The sequence below is a fragment of the Microbulbifer sp. TYP-18 genome (assembly GCF_040932045.1).
In the GTDB taxonomy this organism is placed as follows: Bacteria; Pseudomonadota; Gammaproteobacteria; order Pseudomonadales; family Cellvibrionaceae; genus Microbulbifer.
Genome location: NZ_JBFRBC010000035.1, coordinates 1 through 18,677, shown reverse-complemented (window position 1 = coordinate 18,677; position 18,677 = coordinate 1). Strand labels below are relative to the sequence as shown.

Genomic DNA, 18,677 nt, shown 5'->3' with positions numbered 1-18,677 from the left:
AACCTCGGAAAAAAATCCGAGGTAGGGTCGGAAAAAAATCCGACGTATCAGTATACCAATCTATCAGGTTACCAAGATCAGAATATAAATACTTCGGACCCGCCTGGTGACCAACTCGATCCCATCGAGCAGGAATTCGCGGAACTCTGGGAGATTTATCCCAAGCGAGCCGGTGGCAATCCCAAAGCGGAGGCGCTGAAAGCCTACCGACGACAGCGCAAATCGCACCCGTTCCATGATTTTCACGCTGGTTTGCTGCGTTACCGACAGTTCTGCCAGACGACCGACAAGATCGGGACCGAGTATGTCAAGCAGGCGAAGACCTTTTTCGGCCCTGGCCAGCACTGGCGTGAAGAGTTCAGCTTACCGGCAGTCAATCCAACACAGGGAGTCCGCAATGAAAACCATTCGTCAAGCCCTGGCAACCGCCTCCAGGAGCAACATCGACAGATCAACGCCGCAGCCGCTAGAGCCCAGGCACGAAGAACTGCTGCTGGCCCTGTGGAAGCGGATGAACCAGCTGTATGGCCACAAGTGGTCGTCCCAGCATGCGCTACATGACTCAAAGGCGGATGAGGTGGCTCACCGCTACAGCGAGGATTTCATGTTGTGGGCGAAGAAGACCCGGGGATTGAGTGAGATGGCGTGGCAGAGAGGTATGCGTTACGTCGAGTTTCGCAACCAGGAGGCCGCCCGGCAGGGGGAGACGGATCAGTGGCCACCGAACTATGCGGAGTTTATCGGCATGTGTCAGCCAGCACCCGGATCGCAGATGTACCGAAGGTTTGAGCCCTTGAAGCTGCCTGACAAGAGCGCACAGGAGCGCTCCAGGTCAATTGGTAGCAAGACACTGGGCGACCTGAGATCCCTGCTTGCGGAGGCCTGAGGAGAGTATCTATGTCCTGGATGACTGTAAGCGACATTGCACGGCGGCTGAAATTCGCGAGCGAGGAAAGCCCGCTGGCCGTGTTTCGTGTGAAGAAGTCAGGAAGGGGCTACGGAGGTCTCTACGACGCCGTATTCGCCAATACTGTCGCTGCGCAACATCGCATTGAAACAGGCATTGGCCTAGTGGGTGTGTTTTCCAGCCCATCCCAGTTTACAGAGAAATTAGAGCGGAGCGGATCGAGTGATGGAAGGTGAATTCTGGGTGGTGCGGACTCCGGTACAGAAGGCCAACGCCCTGGATCACCTGAACCGCCTGAAACCGGATTCTGAGAAGCCCATGGCGGTCAAGGTGGAACCGTTCAGGGCAACTCGCAGTACCTTGCAGAACCGATTCTTGTGGGGCTGGGTATATGCGGAGATCGCCCGCCAGCTGGATGAGGCTGGCATAGTCATCCCTTGCGATGACGGCACAGAGCATCCCTACACCAAGGAGCTGCTGCACGAGATATTCAAGCAGAAGTTCCTGGCCATTGGCAGCATCGAGGCGAAGGGCAAAAGCATCACGCTGTACGGCTCGACCACGAAGCTGACGAAAAAGAAGTTCTCGGAGTATTTGGAAGATGTGCGCCGTTTCGTCTTTGATTTTTGGCACATCACTGTGACGGACCCCTATGCGGGGGAATACAAGGCCATTTGGGGAGAGTTGAGCCGTGGGTGTAAAGATCACAAGCGCGGATAAATGGTTCTCAAGGTGTGTACGGGAAAGGGCTGGCTGGCGATGTGAGGGCTGCGAAAGTGAATACCCTGAAAACAGCGCCGGGCTGCAATGTTCCCACTTTCATGGGCGGGGCAGCTACGCCGTTCGGTTCGACCCAGACAACGCTTTTGCACACTGCACCCGCTGTCACTACTTCTTTGAGGGTAACCCTCACGAGTTCACCCGGTGGGTAAGGGAAAGACTTGGGGAGGGCGCCTACGACATCCTGCTGGAGAAAAAGCAGGTGGTGGACAATGCCCGATTCGCCAGGCGGGATGTAAAGCAAAGACACAAGAGCGAAATATCGAGGCATTACCGAGAGGAGTACCGCCGTATGCAGGTGCTGAGGAAGGGCGGCGATATGGGACGAATAGAGTTTGTCGGGTATTTCTGATGCAGGAGCACGCAACGTCCGCGATTGAAATCCGCGATCTCCTATGGGAGTGGTCACGGGCTTATCCAGAGAGGGCAGGGGATTCAGTCAGCTGGCCCCGTATGGCGGCGTTTGGGCTAAAGGTGCCCAGTGGCCGAGAGCCTATCGACTATGAGCGAGCTGAGCAAGTAGACAGGGCAGTCCTGGTGTACCTGAATGCCGTCATGAGGCGTAAAGACCGCGAGCGGGCCAAGTTGGAAGAGGCCGTGTTTTGGTTGCGTTACTACTATCGCTGGGAGCGACAGAAGGTGGCAAAAAGGCTTAAAAGGTCAAAAGCCTGGGTGGACAATATGTGCAATCTCATAGAGGGAACGGTAGAGGCGTTCTATTTGGCGCAAAATGCCGCATAACTGTATCTAAATACAGACTGTATGTATTGACAGCCTAGGCGCCTAGGTGCTATTTTTAGGTAAGCTGTCGCAGAAGTATGCACAGCGGGACCATTATTACCCCCCCCTTAAAAGCCCTGCGGGCTGATCTGCAGGGCTTTTTTATTGGAAATGTGAACAAAGTGTGTAGTTTTACTATTACATGATATTACACTCTGTAGACTTTTCAGCTGGGCGCGTTATGCTTCTATCCGGGATATTTACAAAACTTAATATCAATTGTCGGTAATTTAGATTTTTACCAAGTGAGGATTGGAATGATAAAGAGGGTAATGACTTTAGCTTTTCTGCTTTGTTCTCAACTAGCGTTCTCTGAGGGGACCGGTGAAGAATTACAAGAGCTTATTGATTCTTCGTGTCTAAATGACGGGTTCGTGCGACTGGATCAAGACTATCGTATTAACGAGCCAATCTACGTCAAGTGCAGTATGGATGCGCAAGATAATACGGTATACGTAGAAGATGGTTCAATTAGGGCTCTAGTTGTGCAAGGGCTTTCCAATGTGAAGCTTATCCTGCCTCACGTAATTAATGTTAGTGCCGACCCTGGTAACGGACTTTGGACTGATCCTGGGACAGGGGTTTACATAGTCAACGTTATCAACTCACATATTGAAATTGCCAATATTAGAAATTTTAAGTATGGATTGGCACTGGTTGGAAATGGCCAAGGTACAGCATATAACAATGTACATATAAGGCACTTGGAGAATAATCAAAGAAATCTTCTGTTACAGCCTTGGAATAGAGGATGGGTAAATCAGAACAATTTTTACGGTGGACGATACTCGCATTGGTCTAATGAGGGAGAGGTATTGGATGGAGTTTCACACATTGTCCTTGTAGATGACTATAATTCCGAAGATCCGCATGGACCTCCAAACAATAATACATGGTTTGGAGCTTCTTTAGAGGGCAACGTTGCTAAGTATGCCGTTGATATTTCTGGCGACTATAATGTTTTTTATAATTCTCGCTGGGAGTCAATTAATCAGGTGATTTTTAGGAATAGAGCTTGGGGAAATGTTATTCATTATGGGTACGGAGTGTATAGATTGCTGCAGGACAATAGAGTTGTGTTTGAAACCTCTAGTGACGCTACAAAAAATAAAGTAATCTCATCACTATAAGTTATTCTTGCATGGCCGAAGTTTATATGTATAAGAAGCCCTATCAGAGAAAGTTAACACTATTTTATTAAGCGTGGAAATTGTTGGCATTCTAAAAAAATAATACTCCTTAGTAGAGTATTTTACAGTCGAAACTATTGTTGAGCCCGCCCAGTGCGGGCTTTTTCATTTCTGGTGATCCCATGTTCAAGAACGACTACTTCACGGAAGAGGAGTTGGCTTGCCGTTGTTGTGGTAAGAACCACTTCTCGGATGAGACCTTGCACCGATTGATCAAGGTTAGGGAGCGACTTAACAAACCGATGGTGATCAATTCGGGTTATCGCTGCCCGGCCCATTGCGCCAAGATCGGCTCCACCATGACGCACACCACGGGGCAGGCGGTGGATGTATCTGTTGCTGGTGGGCGGGCCTATGAGCTGCTGAGCATCGCGCAGGAGGAGGGCTTTACCGGTATTGGGGTGAAGCAGAAGGGCGCTTATGGCGGACGATTCCTCCATATGGACGATCTTGGGCCTATACAGGGTGGGCGTATACGGCCTACTGTCTGGAGTTATTGAGGGGGCAAGCATCTGGGGGAAGTGGAATAGCATTGTTTCCGAGCCAGTAATCTGGATAATAATGGTCATGGTGGTCATTATATAAATGCTAGTTTGCAATCAGAATTAGGAGTGTTAGTTGAACGCTAAAGAGACATTAAAGAGGCTGCATGAGAATGAACAAAGTCTGTTTATCGTTCACTACTCATGTGAGAGCTTAAATGATAATAATGAAAACTACTCACCAAGGATAACATCGATTGCAGTACTACACGTGGGAAGCTCTACGATGCACAGCTTCTCGATTCATTTGATAGCCGAAATTAGAAAAATTCTTCGAGAGAATATTGACCAGCACTACAATGATCTTGAAAAAGAAATGCTTGCACATTTTTTTTCATTTATTGCAGATAACGACAGTGGTTATTGGTTGCATTGGAATATGTCAAACATCAACTATGGATTTGAAGCGTTAATCCATAGATACAAAGTACTTTCAGGCGAGGATGGAAAAGGAATCCCTGATTCAAAGAAGTTTAACTTATCATCATTAATATTGTCTGTATATGGAAAGAACTGTGTGAATCACCCAAGAATGGCCAGCCTCATGACTTTGAATGATGGCGAGCATCGTGATGTTTTAACAGGGAAGGAAGAAGTTGAGGCTTTTGCAGCTAAAGAATATGTGAAGCTTCATAAGTCAACTATGGGCAAGGCCTACTGGTTCCAACACATGTATTATCTACTTCAGCGAAATAAAGTGGTCGTTCATAATAAAAACTGGGGTGCTAAAGTAAATGCCTTTCTTGAGCGCCCTACAGTAAAAGCTCTTGGATTCATTGCTGTACTATTTTCACTCTTTCAAGCAGCCCAGTATGGCTATTCAGCTATTGAGCTAGAAGAAAAATCTGGTGACACTGTGCAAGATAAAACTAACAAGTCAGTGCAGCCGGCCACTGATGCGTCGACTGATTGAAGCGTTAGGACTCCCAATCTATTGGAAATCACATGCCAGAAAATGGAATACGAAGTACCTACCCTCTGAGTCCTGTACAAATCTTGATGTATGACGAACAAGGTCTAGTTTCAACAGCAGCTGCTTTTTGGGGCTGACACTTTTTGGGAGACTTTCCGTTTTGGTAGTATAAATTAGCTACGTTGCTTGCGGTTGTTGCTTCTGTCAGACACCCAATCACTCAAACCGGCCACTGAGCCGGTTTTTTTATGCCCGGAGATAACTATGAGCTGGAAAGCAATCGTTAAAAGCGTGGCCCCGACCCTGGGCGCTGCCTTGGGTGGCCCGGTGGCGGGTACTGCGGTGAAGTTCCTCTCCGATCATTTCCTGAAGGATGGTGAGGGTAGTGAGCAGGACATAGCGGAACTGGTACAGAACGCGAGCCCTGAGAAGCTGTTGGAGCTCCGGGGGCTCGACAACGACTTCAAGGTGAAGATGCGCGAGCTGGACATCGATGTGTACCAGCTGGAAGTGGAGGATCGCAAGAGTGCACGGGAACTTGGTATTAAAGGGGGCCTGTGGGTTCAGGCGGTGCTGTCGTTTGTGTTTATCAGCGGCTATTTCTTCCTGACCTACCTGCTGTTCTCCGGCAGTGTAGAGGTAACCCCGGCATTCGAACAGACCGGAACTCTGATGCTCGGCGTGATCACCGGTGCAATACCAATGATCCTGCAGTTCTGGTACGGCTCCAGCCAGGGAAGTAAGGAAAAGACAAAGGCGATGGTGAAACCATGACCACTCAAACGGAGCATTGGCACTTGAGCAAGAGCGTATCTGTCACCCAGATAGTGAGCATCATCCTGCTGGTGGTTGGTTTGTTTGTATGGGGATCTGATGTTGAGAAGGGGATTGGTGCCAACTCCCAAGCGATTCAGCACGAATCAGACCTCCGCTCCCTTGAGCAGAAGCACATAGCTGAGTTCAAGGACGAGATCCGGACCCGGCTCCAGCGTATTGATAACAAGCTGGAAAGGCTGATAGAGCGGGGAGAGTAATGGCCCTCAACGATAAGCAGAAGCTATTCGTCGCTGAGTATTTGAAGGATTTGAACGCTACTCAGGCTGCTATCCGAGCTGGTTACAGTGAGAAAACAGCAAAATCTCAAGGTCAGCGTCTGTTGACAAATGTTGACATCAATCGCGCTATTTCTTTGGCCCAAGATAAACGCTCAGAGCGCACTCAGGTTGACGCGGACTATGTGCTGAGGCGCCTGGCCGAGATTGACCAGATGGATGTGCTGGACATTCTCGCTGATGACGGTTCGCTGAAGCCCATTCGGGAGTGGCCGAAGGTCTGGCGCCAATTCCTTTCCGGCATGGACCTGACGGAGCTCTGGGAAGGCAGTGGCGATCAGCGCCAGATTGTCGGTGTACTGAAGAAGATCAAATGGCCGGACAAGGTGAAGAACCTCGAACTGCTGGGCAAGCATGTGAATGTTCAGGCATTCCGCGAGCAAAAAGAGGTTAAGGTCACGTTGCAGTCGTTGATAGATGAGCTGATTGAGTAATGGGTGACCACGGTAGCTACATTTACTGACGGTATGGAAGGTTGCATAATGGCGCCACTGTACGACTATTAGGTGTCAAGGAGAGAGCTGTGCCTGCAGAAAAAGAAACAAAGAGAAATGAATGGTTTCAAAGTTGGTTAAAAAAAATATTTAGTATCAGAGGGTTGGTGATATTTTCTTTTTTTATGGCTTTTATTATTGCTGCGTTAGTCATTATTGAATATATAGGTATGTTCGGAAAAGGCTTGTCGAGTGATCATTCTCGATGGGCTGAATTTGGTGATTTTATTGGTGGTAGTCTCAATCCTGTATTTGCTTTTTTTGGATTATTTGCACTCCTGCTTACAATACTCTTACAAAGCAAGGAGCTTGGATTAACCCGAAAAGAGATGGAGATGACCAGGGCTGAATTAACGTCTCAGAATGAAACCTTGGTTCAACAAAAATTTGAAAATACATTTTTTCAGATGCTTAAACTTCATAATTATATTGTCGATTCAATTAGTTTGCAGACTGGACGTGCTACTAATCCAATAAGACATGTTGGAAGGGCCTGTTTCGTAGAGATGCTGAATAATCTGAAGATTGAGTGCCGGAATTTAGGCCCAAATGCCCAGTCTATGGAAGCTATCAATGATAAATACAGTGAATTGTTTAATAAATATCGACATAGTTTGGCGCATTATTTTAGAAATTTGTATTATATTTATAAATTTATCGATAATGGAAAAATATCGATAGGGGATAAGAATTTCTATGGAAGTTTAATTAAGTCGCAGCTATCTATTTATGAGGTGATGCTAGTTTTTTATAATTGCTTCTCAGATAAGGGCCGAGGAAAATTCTTGCCACTAGCTCAGAACTATTCGTTGTTTGAAAGTATGCCGGAAGATCTTTATATTGATCCCTCTCATAACGAATGGCTTCTCACTACGGATGCGGTCGTACCTGAACCTGAAGCGGAAGAGACATCTGTTTAATTTAAAGCGAAGGTAAGTAATCCTAATTTACGCGGTATGAAGGAAGATGTCTAAAAATTCATAGCCCGCTCAGCGCGGGCTTTTTTGTGCCCATTAATTCTGGTGAAAGTGGCTGGATAACCCTTATTTACGAGATGATTGATTCATGAACCTGGAAGCGGAGATCTCCTTGGATGAAGTGGAGAAGGTTCGGGATCTGATCAAGCGCTGTGTTCACGACTTTCCTTTTTTTGCGCTGAAGCAGCTGAAGATTGCCACCAAACGCGGTGCTTTGGAGCCGTTAAAACTCAACCGGGCGCAGAAGTATGTCCATGAGCGGCTAGAGGAACAGCTGTTTGAGCTGGGCATGGTGCGGGCGCTGATTCTCAAGGGACGCCAGCAGGGTATCAGTACCTATGTGGAGGGGCGCTACTACTGGAAGACCCGGTTTCGTAAGGCGGTTAAGGCGTTTATTTTGACGCACCTGCAGCAGGCCACCGATAACCTGTTCGATATGGTGTTCCGGTATCACGACAATCTGCACCCGCTATTGAAGCCGGCCACCAGTAGCGCCAGCGCCAAGGAGCTGCAGTTTGTGCAGAACGACAGCGGCTACAAGGTGGCGACTGCGGGCAGTAAAGGGGCGGGGCGCTCCAGCACGATTCACTATTTCCACGGCTCCGAGGTGGCGCACTGGCCCAATGCCCAGACCCATGCGGCGGGGGTGTTGCAGGCGGTGCCGGAGGGCGAGAACAGTGAAATCGTATTCGAGAGTACGGCCAACGGTATCGGGGGTTACTTCCATGAGCTCTGGCAGAAGGCCGAGTCCGGGGAGTCGGAGTTTATCGCCATTTTCCTGCCCTGGTACTGGCAGCCGGAGTACCGCAAGAAAGCGCCCGAGGGCTGGAAGCCCAGTGATACGGAACTGAATACCGCCAAGACCTACAAGCTGGATCTGGAGCAGCTGTACTGGGCGCACCAGAAGAACATTCAGCTGGGAGGCGATGTCGGTGAATGGGGCTGGCTGTTCCTCCAGGAATACCCCTTCTGTGCCGCCGATGCCTTCCAGCAGTCCGGGCAGGACACGCTGTGCAGTACCGCACTGGTAGCCGCAGCCCGGAAACGGGACGACAGCGAGGTCAGCCATTACGGCGCGCATATTGTCGGTGTGGATCCGGCCCGCTACGGCGGTGACCGGGCCAGCTGGATACACCGCAAGGGCAATAAAGCCTGGGGCCTCAAGAGCCTGCTTAAAACCAGCACCACCCAGCTGGCGGCCAAGATTGCCAGGGAGTGCGATGCCTATGGGGAAGCGGGCAACCCGGTGGATGCCATCTTCGTCGATGAAGTGGGCCTGGGTGCGGGCACTGTGGATGCCCTGGAGGATATGGGTTACCCGGTGATTGGTATCAATGCGGGCTCCGCGGCCAGTGAGCCGGAGCAGTATTATAACCTGCGTGCGGAGATGTGGGACAACCTGGCCGACTGGCTGGGAGGTTGTGTCTCCATCCCCGACGTGAACAGCCTGCACGCGGACCTGATCGCGCCGCAGTACACCTATAACGTGAAGCAACAGCTGGTGTTGGAAACAAAAGAACAGATGAAGAAACGTGAAGTCCGTTCCCCCGATGAAGCCGAGGCGCTGGCGCTGACCCTGGCGGTACCGGTGGCTGCACCGGAAAAAGGCAGAGGGCGTCGTGGGCGCAGGCCACCGCGCAACTGGAGAGCGCCCTAATGTCCTTTGGCATTGACCACGCAAAGCAGCAGGGGGGACTGCCACTCAGAAAACTGGAGCGCTTTCTGGACGATATCCGCGTGCAGCCGGAGTGGCGCAGCGAGGCGGACCGGGCCTGCGCCTATTACGACAGCAACCAGATTACCCCCGAGATGCGCGAGTTGCTGGAATCCCGTGGTCAACCGATCCTGACTCACAACCTGATGGCGCCGGCCATCGACGGGGTATTGGGCCTGGAAGCCCGCACCCGGGCAGATTGGGTGGTGCGTCCGGACGATGACGACAGCGTGGAGGTGGCCGAGGGCATTAACGAGAGGCTGAATGAAGCGGCGCGCATGACGCGGGTGGACAAGGCGTGTGCCGATGCCTTTGCCGGCCAGGTCAAATGCGGCCTGGACTGGGTGGAGGTGACCCGCGGCAGGGATCCTTTCGCCTACCCCTACCGCTGCAAGCGGGTGCACCGCAATGAGATTTTCTGGGACTGGCACGCGGACCCGGATCTGGCCAATGCGCGCTGGCTGTTGCGGCGGCGCTGGGTGGACAAGGATGAGGCGCAACTGGCATTTCCGGGCCATAAACATTTGATTGAGTTTGCCTGCCAGGGCTGGGACGGATTCGACACCGAATACCAGCTGATGCAGCGGGACGACCTGCTGGGCGCCTATTCCGACTACACCAGCACGGATATGTTTCTGCAGGACTGGTGGGACAGCGACCGGGAGCGCGCCCTCATCTATGAGGTCTACTACCGCCACTATGTGGAGCGTCCGGTGATGTTCACCCGCGAGGGGCATGTGCTGGAGGTGGACCCGCGGAACCGGATGCACCAGGCGCTGCTGGCCAGCAACCGGGTGCAGGTGCGCACCATGACGTTTCCAAAGATGCGGCTGGCCTATTTTATCGGCCCGCACCGGCTGGTGGATATTCCCTCGCCGCACCCGCACAACCAGTTTCCCTATGTGCCCTTCTGGGGTTTTAGGGAGGACACAACCTATGTGCCTTACGGCCTGGGCCGACGGATGATGCCGGCACAGGATGAGGTGAATGTGCGCCGGCAAAAACTCACCTTCCTGTTAAACAAGGTCCATGTGGTCAAGGATGAGGATGCGCTGGCGGGGAATATGTCTGATGAAGAGATGCTGGATGAGTTTTACCGTGCTGATGGCGTCGTGAATCTCAATCCCACCCGCACCACCAGAAACAACAACGCCTTTCGTGTGGAGCAGCAAACCCACGTCGCCGCACAGCAGTTCTCCGTGATGCAGGAGGCGCAGCGGATTATCCAGGAGACCGCCGGGGTGTATTCCGCATTCCTCGGCCAGGAGAGTGGGGCCAAGTCCGGAGTGGCGATCGACTCGCTGGTGGAGCAGGGCAGCACCACCCTTGCGGAACTCACCGACAACTACCGCTTCGCCCGTCAGCAGGTGGGCGAGTTGCTGATGGCGCAGGTGATTCACGACCTCAGTCACCGGCCGGATGTGGCCGTGTCGCGCAATGTGGGCAAACCGGATAAAACCAAGGTCATCGTGCTCAACGGCACCGAGGGCACCGGCCAGCCCAGAACCAATCTGGTGACCAAGGCCAAATTGCAGGTGGTGCTGGGGGACATTGCCAGCACGCCCAGTTACCGCGCCCAGGTTTCCCAGCGCATGATGGAACTGGCATCAAGCCTGCCGCCGGATATGCAAATGGTAATGCTGGATTTGATTGTGGAGAGCACCGACCTGCCCAAGCGGGATGAGATCGTTAAACGTATTCGCGAGGTAACCGGCCGGGGCAACCCTGAAGACTTGACCCCGGAGCAGCGCGCCCAGATGCAACAGGCGCAGCAGTTTGAGCAGGCGATGCAACAGCTGGGTATGGCCGAGGCGCAGGAGAAGGTGCGCAAGCTGGCCGCGGAAGCCGCCAAACTGGAGGCGCAAGCCGGTACCGAGCAGGGCAAGTCGAAATTGGGACCGGCGGAACTTCGACAGCTGGACGCCAGCACTGAAAAACTGATCGCGGAACTCAAGAGCATTATTGCGGATGTGGCACTAAAACGCTCGCAACTCAGATTCCAGCAGGTTGGGGATAGCCCAATGACTGCATAACCTATTGGCCGGCAACGGCCAACCCCGGATGTAAATAACCCGCTCTGTGCGGGTTTTTTTATGTCCGGACTTCCGCACGCCCGAGCGATAGAGGGCGACTTCGCAACCATGCGAGAACTGGTAAAAGGTGGAGAAACGATGAGTAAGTTTGAGATGGACGATGTGGATCTGGACGGACTGGGCAAGTCGGAAGACGAAATCAACGAAATTCTCGAAAGCGGTGATGAAGATGCAATCGAGGAACTGCTTGGTTTTGGTGATGAGTCCAGCGAAGCAGAGACACCCGATGATGGCCAGGAGGGTGACAAGGGCAGCGACGATCAGGACGAAACAGCCTCTGAGGAGGAAGGCGATAGCGACGCTGGTAAACAGGGCGATAACGACGGCACCTCGCCCGATGCCGACCAGCCGGGCGAACAGCCGACCGATTCGGAGGGTGATGGTGGCAGTGGTGACGGCGAGCGGTATGTGGAGAGCCGTAACGGCCAGCACAAGATCCCCTATGCGGTGCTGCAAAATGCACGGGAGCGAGCCAGTGCACTGCACAACCGCACTGAGGAACTGCAGCAGAACCTCAGTGGCACCCAGGCGGAGCTGGCGCAGCTGAAGTCTGTCAATGATCAGCTCAAGCAGCAGCTGCAAGCCAACAACCTGACCCCGGCCGATGTACTCCAAAAAATCGACATTGATGACGAGATGCTCGAAACATTGAGCGAATACGGAAACCTTGGTGAAGTGGTGCGCGCCCTGGCGTTGCAGAATCAGCAGTTGCAGGAGGCCATTAGCCAGGACCGGGAAAAGGCAGCACCCCCGGTGCCTGACCAAGGGCCTGATGCTGTGCAACAACAGGTGGAAAGCGCCATCGCCAACAATCCGAGCCTGTCCGACTGGAGACAGAATGATCCCGATAAATGGGAGATGGCCATTATCGTCGATGAAAAGCTCAAACAAGACCCCGCCTTTAAGGAGGCGTCGTTCGAGGAACGCTTTAAAGAAGTCGTCAAGCGTACCCAGGCCGCCTTTGGTGTTCCCGACAAACCCCAGGACGAACCCGGCCAGGACGCACAAGCGCTGGCCGATAAAGCCAAAGCGAAAGTCGAGGAAGCGACCAAGAACCAATTCCCTCAATCGCTGACCGATATAGGCCACTCTTCGACCGCAGAAAAGTCCCGCTTGGATCAATTCTCCGAAATGTCCGAAGCGGAACTGGCAGTGGCGATGGAGAATATGTCACAGGACCAGATCGAGTCGTTGATGGCCGAACTCGGTGAATAACAGGTATTTACTATGTCAACTTCCATCTCCGCGGGTAGTGCTGCGCGCAACCGCATTTTTAACGCGGCGCTCTTTATGGAGGCCACACGCCGCGCTTCATTTACCAATGTGCTGACCGGGCCCGCGCCCAAGAAGGCCGATAAGAAAAAGATCGACGGCAAGCGTCAGACCAACCCCGGTGCGCCTGTGGTCCGTATTACGGATTTGTCCAAGAATGCCGGTGATGAAGTCACGGTGGACCTGTACCACCAACTGCGTCAGAAGCCGGTCATGGGCGACAGCAAGCTGGCGGGTAAGGGCGCCAGCCTGACCTCCAGCCAGTTCCAGCTGAAGATCGACCAGGGCCGTACCATGGTGGATTCGGGCGGCGCTATGAGTCAGCAGCGCACCGCGCACGATCTCAAGCTACTGGCCCAAACCCTGCTGGGGCCTTACTACACCACCCTGGAAGACCAGCTGGTGTTGATCCACCTGGCCGGAGCCCGAGGGGTACACAATGACTCCGACTGGATTGTGCCGCTGGAGGACGATACGGATTTTCAAAAGATCTGTGTCAACTCGCTGACCCCGCCCACCTACGACCGCCACACCTACGGTGGTGATGCCACGGCGGTGGACAACCTCGACAGTGCCGACCTCTTTACCCTGGCCAGTGTGGACAATATGCGGCTGATACTCGATGAGATGCCGTTCCCGCTACAGCCGGTGAAGTTCGAGGGCGATCCCCAGGCGGACGATGCGCCTTTCCATGTGCTGTTTGTGTCCCCACGCCAGTGGCACGACTTCTGGACCTCCACCAGCGGCAACGACTGGCGGGCGCTCACGGCCAATGCACACCAGCGCGCGGCCCATTTTAAGCACCCGGTGTTTTTGGGGGAGTGCGCCATGTGGAACGGCATCCTGGTGCGCAAGATGAAGCGCCCGGTGCGATTTATCGCCGGTACCAATGTCAATGTGTGTACCAACAGCGCCAATGCGGGGACTTCGACGCAGACAGCGGGCACCACCATCGACCGCGCCATTCTTCTAGGTGGCCAGGCGCTGGCCAATGCCTATGGCCGCAGTGGCAAGAAGGCCAAGGGCGGTATGCACTTTTCCATGCACGAAGAGAAGACCGACCACGGAAACGTGGTGGAGCACTCGATTGCCTGGATGAATGGCAAGGCGAAGATCCGCTTTAAGGGCACCGACGGTCGGACTAACGACCACGGTGTGATGGTGCATGACACAGCGGTCAGCGGCAACTGACCGATAAGGGCGGGGGTTTGGCTCCCGCTTTATTCCTCTTAACTTCTTTGGAGTGATCCAATATGAAAACCCCAGATCTCAACACCATCCAGCAAAATGGTGAATACGGCAACCTGTGTGTTGCCACCGGCAGGGCCATTTACGAAGGTGATGCAGCCGGCACCGTCGGCCCTGTGCTCAAGCTGCCGGCAATGACCCAAATCACCGGCTTTCGCATGGTCAATGACGCACTGGGCGCATCCACCACGGTTGCCGTCGATGCGGTCGGAGAGGACAGCAGCACTCCAGTGTTGCCCGCCACCAACACCGCGAATTCAGGCAATACGGTCTATACCGGCAAGTCCATTCTCCTCCCCGAACCGACTGAACTCCAGCTGTCTCTGGCCGGCGGAAGTGCTACGGGGGAAGTGGAGTGCATTGTCAAGTATGTGTACGTTGGGGCCTGAGTGCTGGTTAAAAATCATACAATCACTCATCCCTAAAGTGGCGCATTGACAGTTCCGTTCTGCTGGAAATATTATGCGCCAAGCCCCGAATTAAAGAGCCATGGCTGATAGCCACCGGGAGCCTTCTCTAAGTCATTGATTTACTTGGGGATGAAATGGGTTCGAGAGCCATTGGCTCTTTAATAAACTGTTATCTACTAAGAGGATAGAAATGAGAAGTATAATTTTTTTATTATTTGCAACAGTTTCATGTTTTACAATAGCCGGAACAGGAAGTGGAAAAATAATCAACATTTACGCCCATGAAAAAGGAGATGGTACTGGAGTAATATTTTTTGAAACAGAGAACAACACTAATAAAGCAGCTTGTAGTGCAAACGGAGGAAAAGAGTGGGCATTCAGAGTTGATACGGATCAAGGAAAGGCAATGTACTCTCTACTTTTGGCTGCTGCTTCAACCGGTAGGAATATTACCGTAAATGGGAAAGGTGACTGCGACGACTGGGGAGATCGAGAAAGACCCAAATATATACGAGTTAGTTATTAATGTAGATAACAAATTGCTCAATGTACGCCTGCGGCTGGATCTCCTTACACTTCATTTCAGTCGGCCCATTAGCAAAACGTTATGGGCTAATCGAGCATGCTTAAAAGGAAATGTCCAAACTGCTCAAAAAAGAGCCTGAGAGTGCCGGTTCTTAGCAACAATTATGTGTGTGGAGAGTGTGTCTCAATTTATCATCGACCATGGTGGGCAAATTTCATTGAAGGAATATTCGGATCAGCAATAGGAACTGCAGCGTTCTTTTATTTGTTCTTCTACTTTAGCTGGCTGTCGGTTTTCGTGATCTTTATCGTGTTGCCGCTGTTGGTGGATCAAGTATTTAGAACGTTTGGCCCAATAAGAACCGGCGGCGTAAAAGGTGCACTTCGTAGGCGCTCATAACAAGTTTAGGCAACATCGCTGCTATCGCGGCTGGGATCTACGTTCCGCTAGGCTTCACTTCGGCCCTAAATGCGGGCGCTATGAGCTAGAACGATGACTGATTCCTTCCTTCACCCAACCGCGATTTTTCTATATGTTTGGGTAGTGATAATGATAGCCGGAACAGTCTATCAGTATAGGTTTTACAAATACTTAGAAAGAAATCATGTGCTGATATGGGAGGATGTAGGTTGTCCAACAATTTGGTCAGATCAGAGTCTTGCAACTGCCTGGCCTACAGTTAAATATATGAAAGACCGTTGGTATGCAGATTTGACTGATTCTGTAGGAATTGAATACTGCGATAAGAATAGAAGGAAATTACTGTATTGGTTCTGGGCAAGTGCCACGTCGGGCGTAATTTTCGCATGTTTCCTTTTCGGTGTGGGGTTACCTCCAGCATGGGCGTAGCTCTGCGGCTCATAACAATCACAGGCAATGAAGCTCCAGGCCTGTGGTCCACTATCTCTGGTTGCTATTTGATCGAAAATCTATAACATACTGTGAATAATGGTTTTTCAGTAAGGTTTGAGCGATCTTCTAATTCAAGAATGTGAATTTAAAGTAATGGAACAGTTGGTACTCAAAACAGATATTGAAAATGCTGAGTTCTACTTGGCAAGCCTGGCTATTGGCATACTAGACAGTATGAGAACTGGTGAAATCTCCTTAGAAGTTGGAATTTGGAGCTTGGCTAGACCTACTTTCTGGGAGCCATTAGAGAAAAGTCTCAAGGTATCTTGTAAGTTGGTAGATTGGATTTCGTCAATGGATGAATTAGATGCGTTACAAGAACTGAATGGTGACGCAAACCGTGTTATTCAAGAAACAATTGAGCTTCTAAAACTGTGCCAACAAGATGCTCTTAATTCCAAGCCAGCTTTAGTCATGTCGTCAAAAATAGAGAAAAGCTCATAACAAGGTGATAACGTTCGTTCCGGCCCTTCGGGCCTCCGTGGGACAGCTTACCTTGCGCACCTTTTGCGCGGGTCGTTACGCTCACAATTTCGCACAAGAAGTACACAAGGTAAGCTGCCCTTGCTGGCGGCGTTAAATGTCAGAATGAGGAATTAGCCATTGGCTAAGAAGCAAAAATTTATAGCTGCTATGTCTCAGATGACTCAAAACGGAGCCCCGGTCTATGCTGGCTGTGAGCGCTATAGAGGCGAGGCTGTTTTTACTGCTTCATTCAATACTTGTTACTTCAATAATATTACTCTTACAAAGGTAAAGGGCGGTGATATTAATGATAGTAACTATAAATGTGAAGAAAGCGGTGAGTACTACAGGGTAATGAAGTTTGATAAATTGCAGTAGCCGAACCAACAAACATTTAATAAGGCCAGGCACAATCGGCCCCTTCGGAGCTGGACCTCCGCACTGTGTGATTTGGCCTGTGCTGGCGGCGTTATTAGTGTTTTATTTTCACAGCTTCTTCTCCGCGTAATAATTTTTTATTTGATTAACCCTTTTCCCTTTCTGTACTGATCTGGTTGGTGGCAGTCAACGGGTAATGTTTTTTCAGAGTAAGACCATAAGCCCGCTTAGTGCGGGCTTCTTCATTTGGATTTTCAGTGATTTAATTACAGCTCGGATTCAAATGAACAACTGTAAATGGTTGAGTGGTATGATCGATATGGAGATCATCTATTTATAGACAACCGATTGATATAACAATTACTAGAGCTGCTGTCAAAAAAGATTGAAACGTTTTTTCCAGATGCCAGCGCTGCCAAGGCGGCACTAAACATTAGCTGCAAACCTTCTTGGGTTACACCATTCTCTCCCACTTTTACATGGTAGTAATTGTCAGTTCTGGTACAGCTTGGGGAGCTTTCTTGTAAGGTTATCACAAAGGTTCCATTACCGAATGGATAGACTCTTGTAACTTGAGAGGTAAATACCACCTCTTCTGCTGTCGCTGGAAGAGAAATTAGCGCGGTAATTAGTATGGCTATCAGTTTACGCATTTTCCTTTAACCCTTTATTTATTGGTCGAGCCTTCAGGTATTTGTACTGAAGTAGTGTAAATCCAAATCTGCGGGGCCCCCGCAGTTGGATGTTGAATTATAGGTTCACGCTTCTTTGAAGCATAGCCCCGCGCCCGCTTAATGCGGGCTTTTTCTATTTAGGAGATTTCCAATGACTGGACCCACAGTGCAAGTCAAATATATCGGCAATAAGCCGGCAAAAAGAGATACCGTCTGCGGTACCGGCACCCTCTGGGCGGGCCATGGCGATGTGCAGGCTTTCCCACGCGACTGGGCGGCGCTGCTGCTTCGGCATCCAAAGGTATGGCAGCTTGTTGATGTTTCGGCTGTCGGAATCACTTCGGTCGAACAACCCCTTCAACCCGAAGCTTCTGTACACGATGAGAAGGGCGAAGCATCGCCTACTGAGCGTCGCGAAGTCGGGCAACCGACTTTAAGTAGCGCACCGGCGACGGGGGAGGTTATCGATCCTGAAGATACTGGCCCTGAACCGCTTATATCTATTCAGCCGCAGGGAGAGGGGCAAGTCGGTGCGCCCAGTACTGCGGAAAACAACCCGGAAAATCAGGCAGTCGATCTGGTGGCGGTGATTCGCACGATGCCGAAAGATGAAGCCCATTTTAATCGGGGCACCGGCAAGCCTAAAGTGGCCAGAGTACGCGCGCTGGCGGGTGATCCGGGCATTACCGCTGACGATGTGAAGCGGGCCTGGGAAACGATCAATAGCAATGGTTAACGCCCTGATAGCGCAGGTGCGCGGTAGCCTCCGCGATGCCGATGAAGTGCAGTACAGCGCTGAAGCCATTGGCAGTGCGCTGTTGGATGCGGAGCTGGTGATTGTGGCCTACAAGCCGGAGGCCACTGCGGAGGATGTGGAGGTCACCACGGTGGACGGTGCACGTCAAGAGATTCCAGCTGACTATCTGAGGGTGCTGGATATCAAGCACAACGGCAGCCTGGCGGAACCCGGCCGCAGTATTCGCCTGGTGGCACGGGAGCACCTGGACCTGATGGCGCCCAACTGGCGCGGTGCCAATACAGAGCCGGAGGCCCGGCAGTACACCTATGACGAGCACAACCCCCGGGTTTTCGAGCTGTCCCCGCCGGTAGTGGCCGGCACGGTAGTAGCGACTTTGGCAAAGCGCCCGGCTGAGTACGATGACCTGACAACGGCGACGACAACGGTCGGTCCGGAATACCGCCCGGCATTGATTGAGTATGCGCTGTATCGGCTGTTCAGTGAGGACACCGAGGGTAGCGTGAACGAGTCCCGCAGCCGCAAGCACTACG

At 51.6% G+C, this 18,677-nt stretch carries 24 protein-coding genes; 22 read left to right on the top strand and 2 right to left on the bottom strand.

The window, feature by feature from the left end; translation table 11 throughout:
* Positions 1-63 precede the first annotated feature (63 nt).
* Complete coding sequence (locus ABVT36_RS17575; RefSeq protein WP_368457720.1) at positions 64-345, bottom strand: hypothetical protein; 282 nt, start codon at positions 343-345, stop codon at positions 64-66.
* Between the two features lie 52 nt (positions 346-397).
* Here ABVT36_RS17575 and ABVT36_RS17570 point away from each other — a divergent pair, with 52 nt between their 5' ends.
* From ABVT36_RS17570 to ABVT36_RS17475, 20 genes are all read left to right on the top strand, one after another.
* Entirely contained in the window at positions 398-886 is a 489-nt protein-coding gene (locus ABVT36_RS17570; RefSeq protein WP_368457719.1) for a hypothetical protein, read from the top strand.
* Between the two features lie 11 nt (positions 887-897).
* Entirely contained in the window at positions 898-1,143 is a 246-nt protein-coding gene (locus ABVT36_RS17565; protein ID WP_368457718.1) for a hypothetical protein, read from the top strand.
* The gene (locus ABVT36_RS17560) at positions 1,133-1,627 is read left to right on the top strand and encodes a recombination protein NinB (protein WP_368457721.1); all 495 of its coding nucleotides are present in this window, start codon (positions 1,133-1,135) and stop codon (positions 1,625-1,627) included. Before ABVT36_RS17565 ends, ABVT36_RS17560 begins: the two co-directional genes overlap by 11 nt.
* On the top strand, positions 1,599-2,039 hold the full coding sequence (locus ABVT36_RS17555) for a hypothetical protein (RefSeq protein ID WP_368457717.1): 441 nt from the start codon (positions 1,599-1,601) through the stop codon (positions 2,037-2,039). The genes ABVT36_RS17560 and ABVT36_RS17555 overlap by 29 nt, the downstream gene beginning before the upstream one ends.
* On the top strand, positions 2,039-2,428 hold the full coding sequence (locus tag ABVT36_RS17550; RefSeq protein ID WP_368457716.1) for a hypothetical protein: 390 nt from the start codon (positions 2,039-2,041) through the stop codon (positions 2,426-2,428). The genes ABVT36_RS17555 and ABVT36_RS17550 overlap by 1 nt, the downstream gene beginning before the upstream one ends.
* 311 nt (positions 2,429-2,739) lie before the next feature.
* Positions 2,740-3,597 carry a hypothetical protein gene (locus ABVT36_RS17545; RefSeq protein WP_368457715.1) on the top strand — a complete coding sequence of 286 codons (858 nt, stop codon included), beginning with the start codon at positions 2,740-2,742 and terminating at the stop codon, positions 3,595-3,597.
* A gap of 182 nt (positions 3,598-3,779) precedes the next feature.
* Positions 3,780-4,157, top strand: coding sequence for a D-Ala-D-Ala carboxypeptidase family metallohydrolase (locus ABVT36_RS17540; RefSeq protein WP_368457714.1), 378 nt, complete (start codon positions 3,780-3,782; stop codon positions 4,155-4,157).
* A gap of 118 nt (positions 4,158-4,275) precedes the next feature.
* Positions 4,276-5,112 carry a hypothetical protein gene (locus tag ABVT36_RS17535; protein ID WP_368457713.1) on the top strand — a complete coding sequence of 279 codons (837 nt, stop codon included), beginning with the start codon at positions 4,276-4,278 and terminating at the stop codon, positions 5,110-5,112.
* 264 nt (positions 5,113-5,376) lie between these two features.
* Positions 5,377-5,886, top strand: coding sequence for a hypothetical protein (locus tag ABVT36_RS17530; protein WP_368457712.1), 510 nt, complete (start codon positions 5,377-5,379; stop codon positions 5,884-5,886).
* Positions 5,883-6,146, top strand: coding sequence for a hypothetical protein (locus ABVT36_RS17525; RefSeq protein WP_368457711.1), 264 nt, complete (start codon positions 5,883-5,885; stop codon positions 6,144-6,146). Before ABVT36_RS17530 ends, ABVT36_RS17525 begins: the two co-directional genes overlap by 4 nt.
* Entirely contained in the window at positions 6,146-6,658 is a 513-nt protein-coding gene (locus ABVT36_RS17520; protein WP_368457710.1) for a terminase small subunit, read from the top strand. Before ABVT36_RS17525 ends, ABVT36_RS17520 begins: the two co-directional genes overlap by 1 nt.
* An 89-nt stretch (positions 6,659-6,747) precedes the next feature.
* A complete protein-coding gene (locus ABVT36_RS17515) occupies positions 6,748-7,638 on the top strand; it encodes a putative phage abortive infection protein (protein ID WP_368457709.1) in 891 nt (296 codons plus the stop codon).
* A 145-nt stretch (positions 7,639-7,783) separates the two neighbouring features.
* Positions 7,784-9,352: a hypothetical protein gene (locus ABVT36_RS17510; RefSeq protein WP_368457708.1), complete on the top strand. Its 1,569-nt coding sequence runs from the start codon at positions 7,784-7,786 to the stop codon at positions 9,350-9,352.
* Positions 9,352-11,442: a hypothetical protein gene (locus ABVT36_RS17505; RefSeq protein ID WP_368457707.1), complete on the top strand. Its 2,091-nt coding sequence runs from the start codon at positions 9,352-9,354 to the stop codon at positions 11,440-11,442. The genes ABVT36_RS17510 and ABVT36_RS17505 overlap by 1 nt, the downstream gene beginning before the upstream one ends.
* Before the next feature lie 138 nt (positions 11,443-11,580).
* On the top strand, positions 11,581-12,717 hold the full coding sequence (locus ABVT36_RS17500) for a hypothetical protein (protein ID WP_368457706.1): 1,137 nt from the start codon (positions 11,581-11,583) through the stop codon (positions 12,715-12,717).
* 12 nt (positions 12,718-12,729) lie between these two features.
* The gene (locus ABVT36_RS17495) at positions 12,730-13,965 is read left to right on the top strand and encodes a N4-gp56 family major capsid protein (protein WP_368457705.1); all 1,236 of its coding nucleotides are present in this window, start codon (positions 12,730-12,732) and stop codon (positions 13,963-13,965) included.
* A 62-nt stretch (positions 13,966-14,027) separates the two neighbouring features.
* Complete coding sequence (locus tag ABVT36_RS17490) at positions 14,028-14,411, top strand: hypothetical protein (protein WP_368457704.1); 384 nt, start codon at positions 14,028-14,030, stop codon at positions 14,409-14,411.
* Positions 14,412-14,622: 211 nt separating this feature from the next.
* On the top strand, positions 14,623-14,958 hold the full coding sequence (locus tag ABVT36_RS17485; RefSeq protein WP_368457703.1) for a hypothetical protein: 336 nt from the start codon (positions 14,623-14,625) through the stop codon (positions 14,956-14,958).
* Between the two features lie 1,005 nt (positions 14,959-15,963).
* Entirely contained in the window at positions 15,964-16,314 is a 351-nt protein-coding gene (locus tag ABVT36_RS17480) for a hypothetical protein (RefSeq protein ID WP_368457702.1), read from the top strand.
* Positions 16,315-16,473: 159 nt separating this feature from the next.
* The gene (locus ABVT36_RS17475) at positions 16,474-16,713 is read left to right on the top strand and encodes a hypothetical protein (RefSeq protein ID WP_368457701.1); all 240 of its coding nucleotides are present in this window, start codon (positions 16,474-16,476) and stop codon (positions 16,711-16,713) included.
* Positions 16,714-17,039: 326 nt separating this feature from the next.
* Here ABVT36_RS17475 and ABVT36_RS17470 read toward each other — a convergent pair whose 3' ends face one another.
* Positions 17,040-17,366, bottom strand: a complete 327-nt coding sequence (locus tag ABVT36_RS17470; RefSeq protein ID WP_368457700.1) for a response regulator receiver protein — start codon at positions 17,364-17,366, stop codon at positions 17,040-17,042.
* Between the two features lie 172 nt (positions 17,367-17,538).
* On the opposite strand from ABVT36_RS17470, the gene ABVT36_RS17465 reads away from it, so the two are divergent.
* Positions 17,539-18,123 carry a hypothetical protein gene (locus ABVT36_RS17465; RefSeq protein ID WP_368457699.1) on the top strand — a complete coding sequence of 195 codons (585 nt, stop codon included), beginning with the start codon at positions 17,539-17,541 and terminating at the stop codon, positions 18,121-18,123.
* A partial coding sequence (locus ABVT36_RS17460; RefSeq protein ID WP_368457698.1) for a DUF6682 family protein occupies positions 18,116-18,677 on the top strand: 562 nt, incomplete at its 3' end. The genes ABVT36_RS17465 and ABVT36_RS17460, both read left to right, overlap by 8 nt.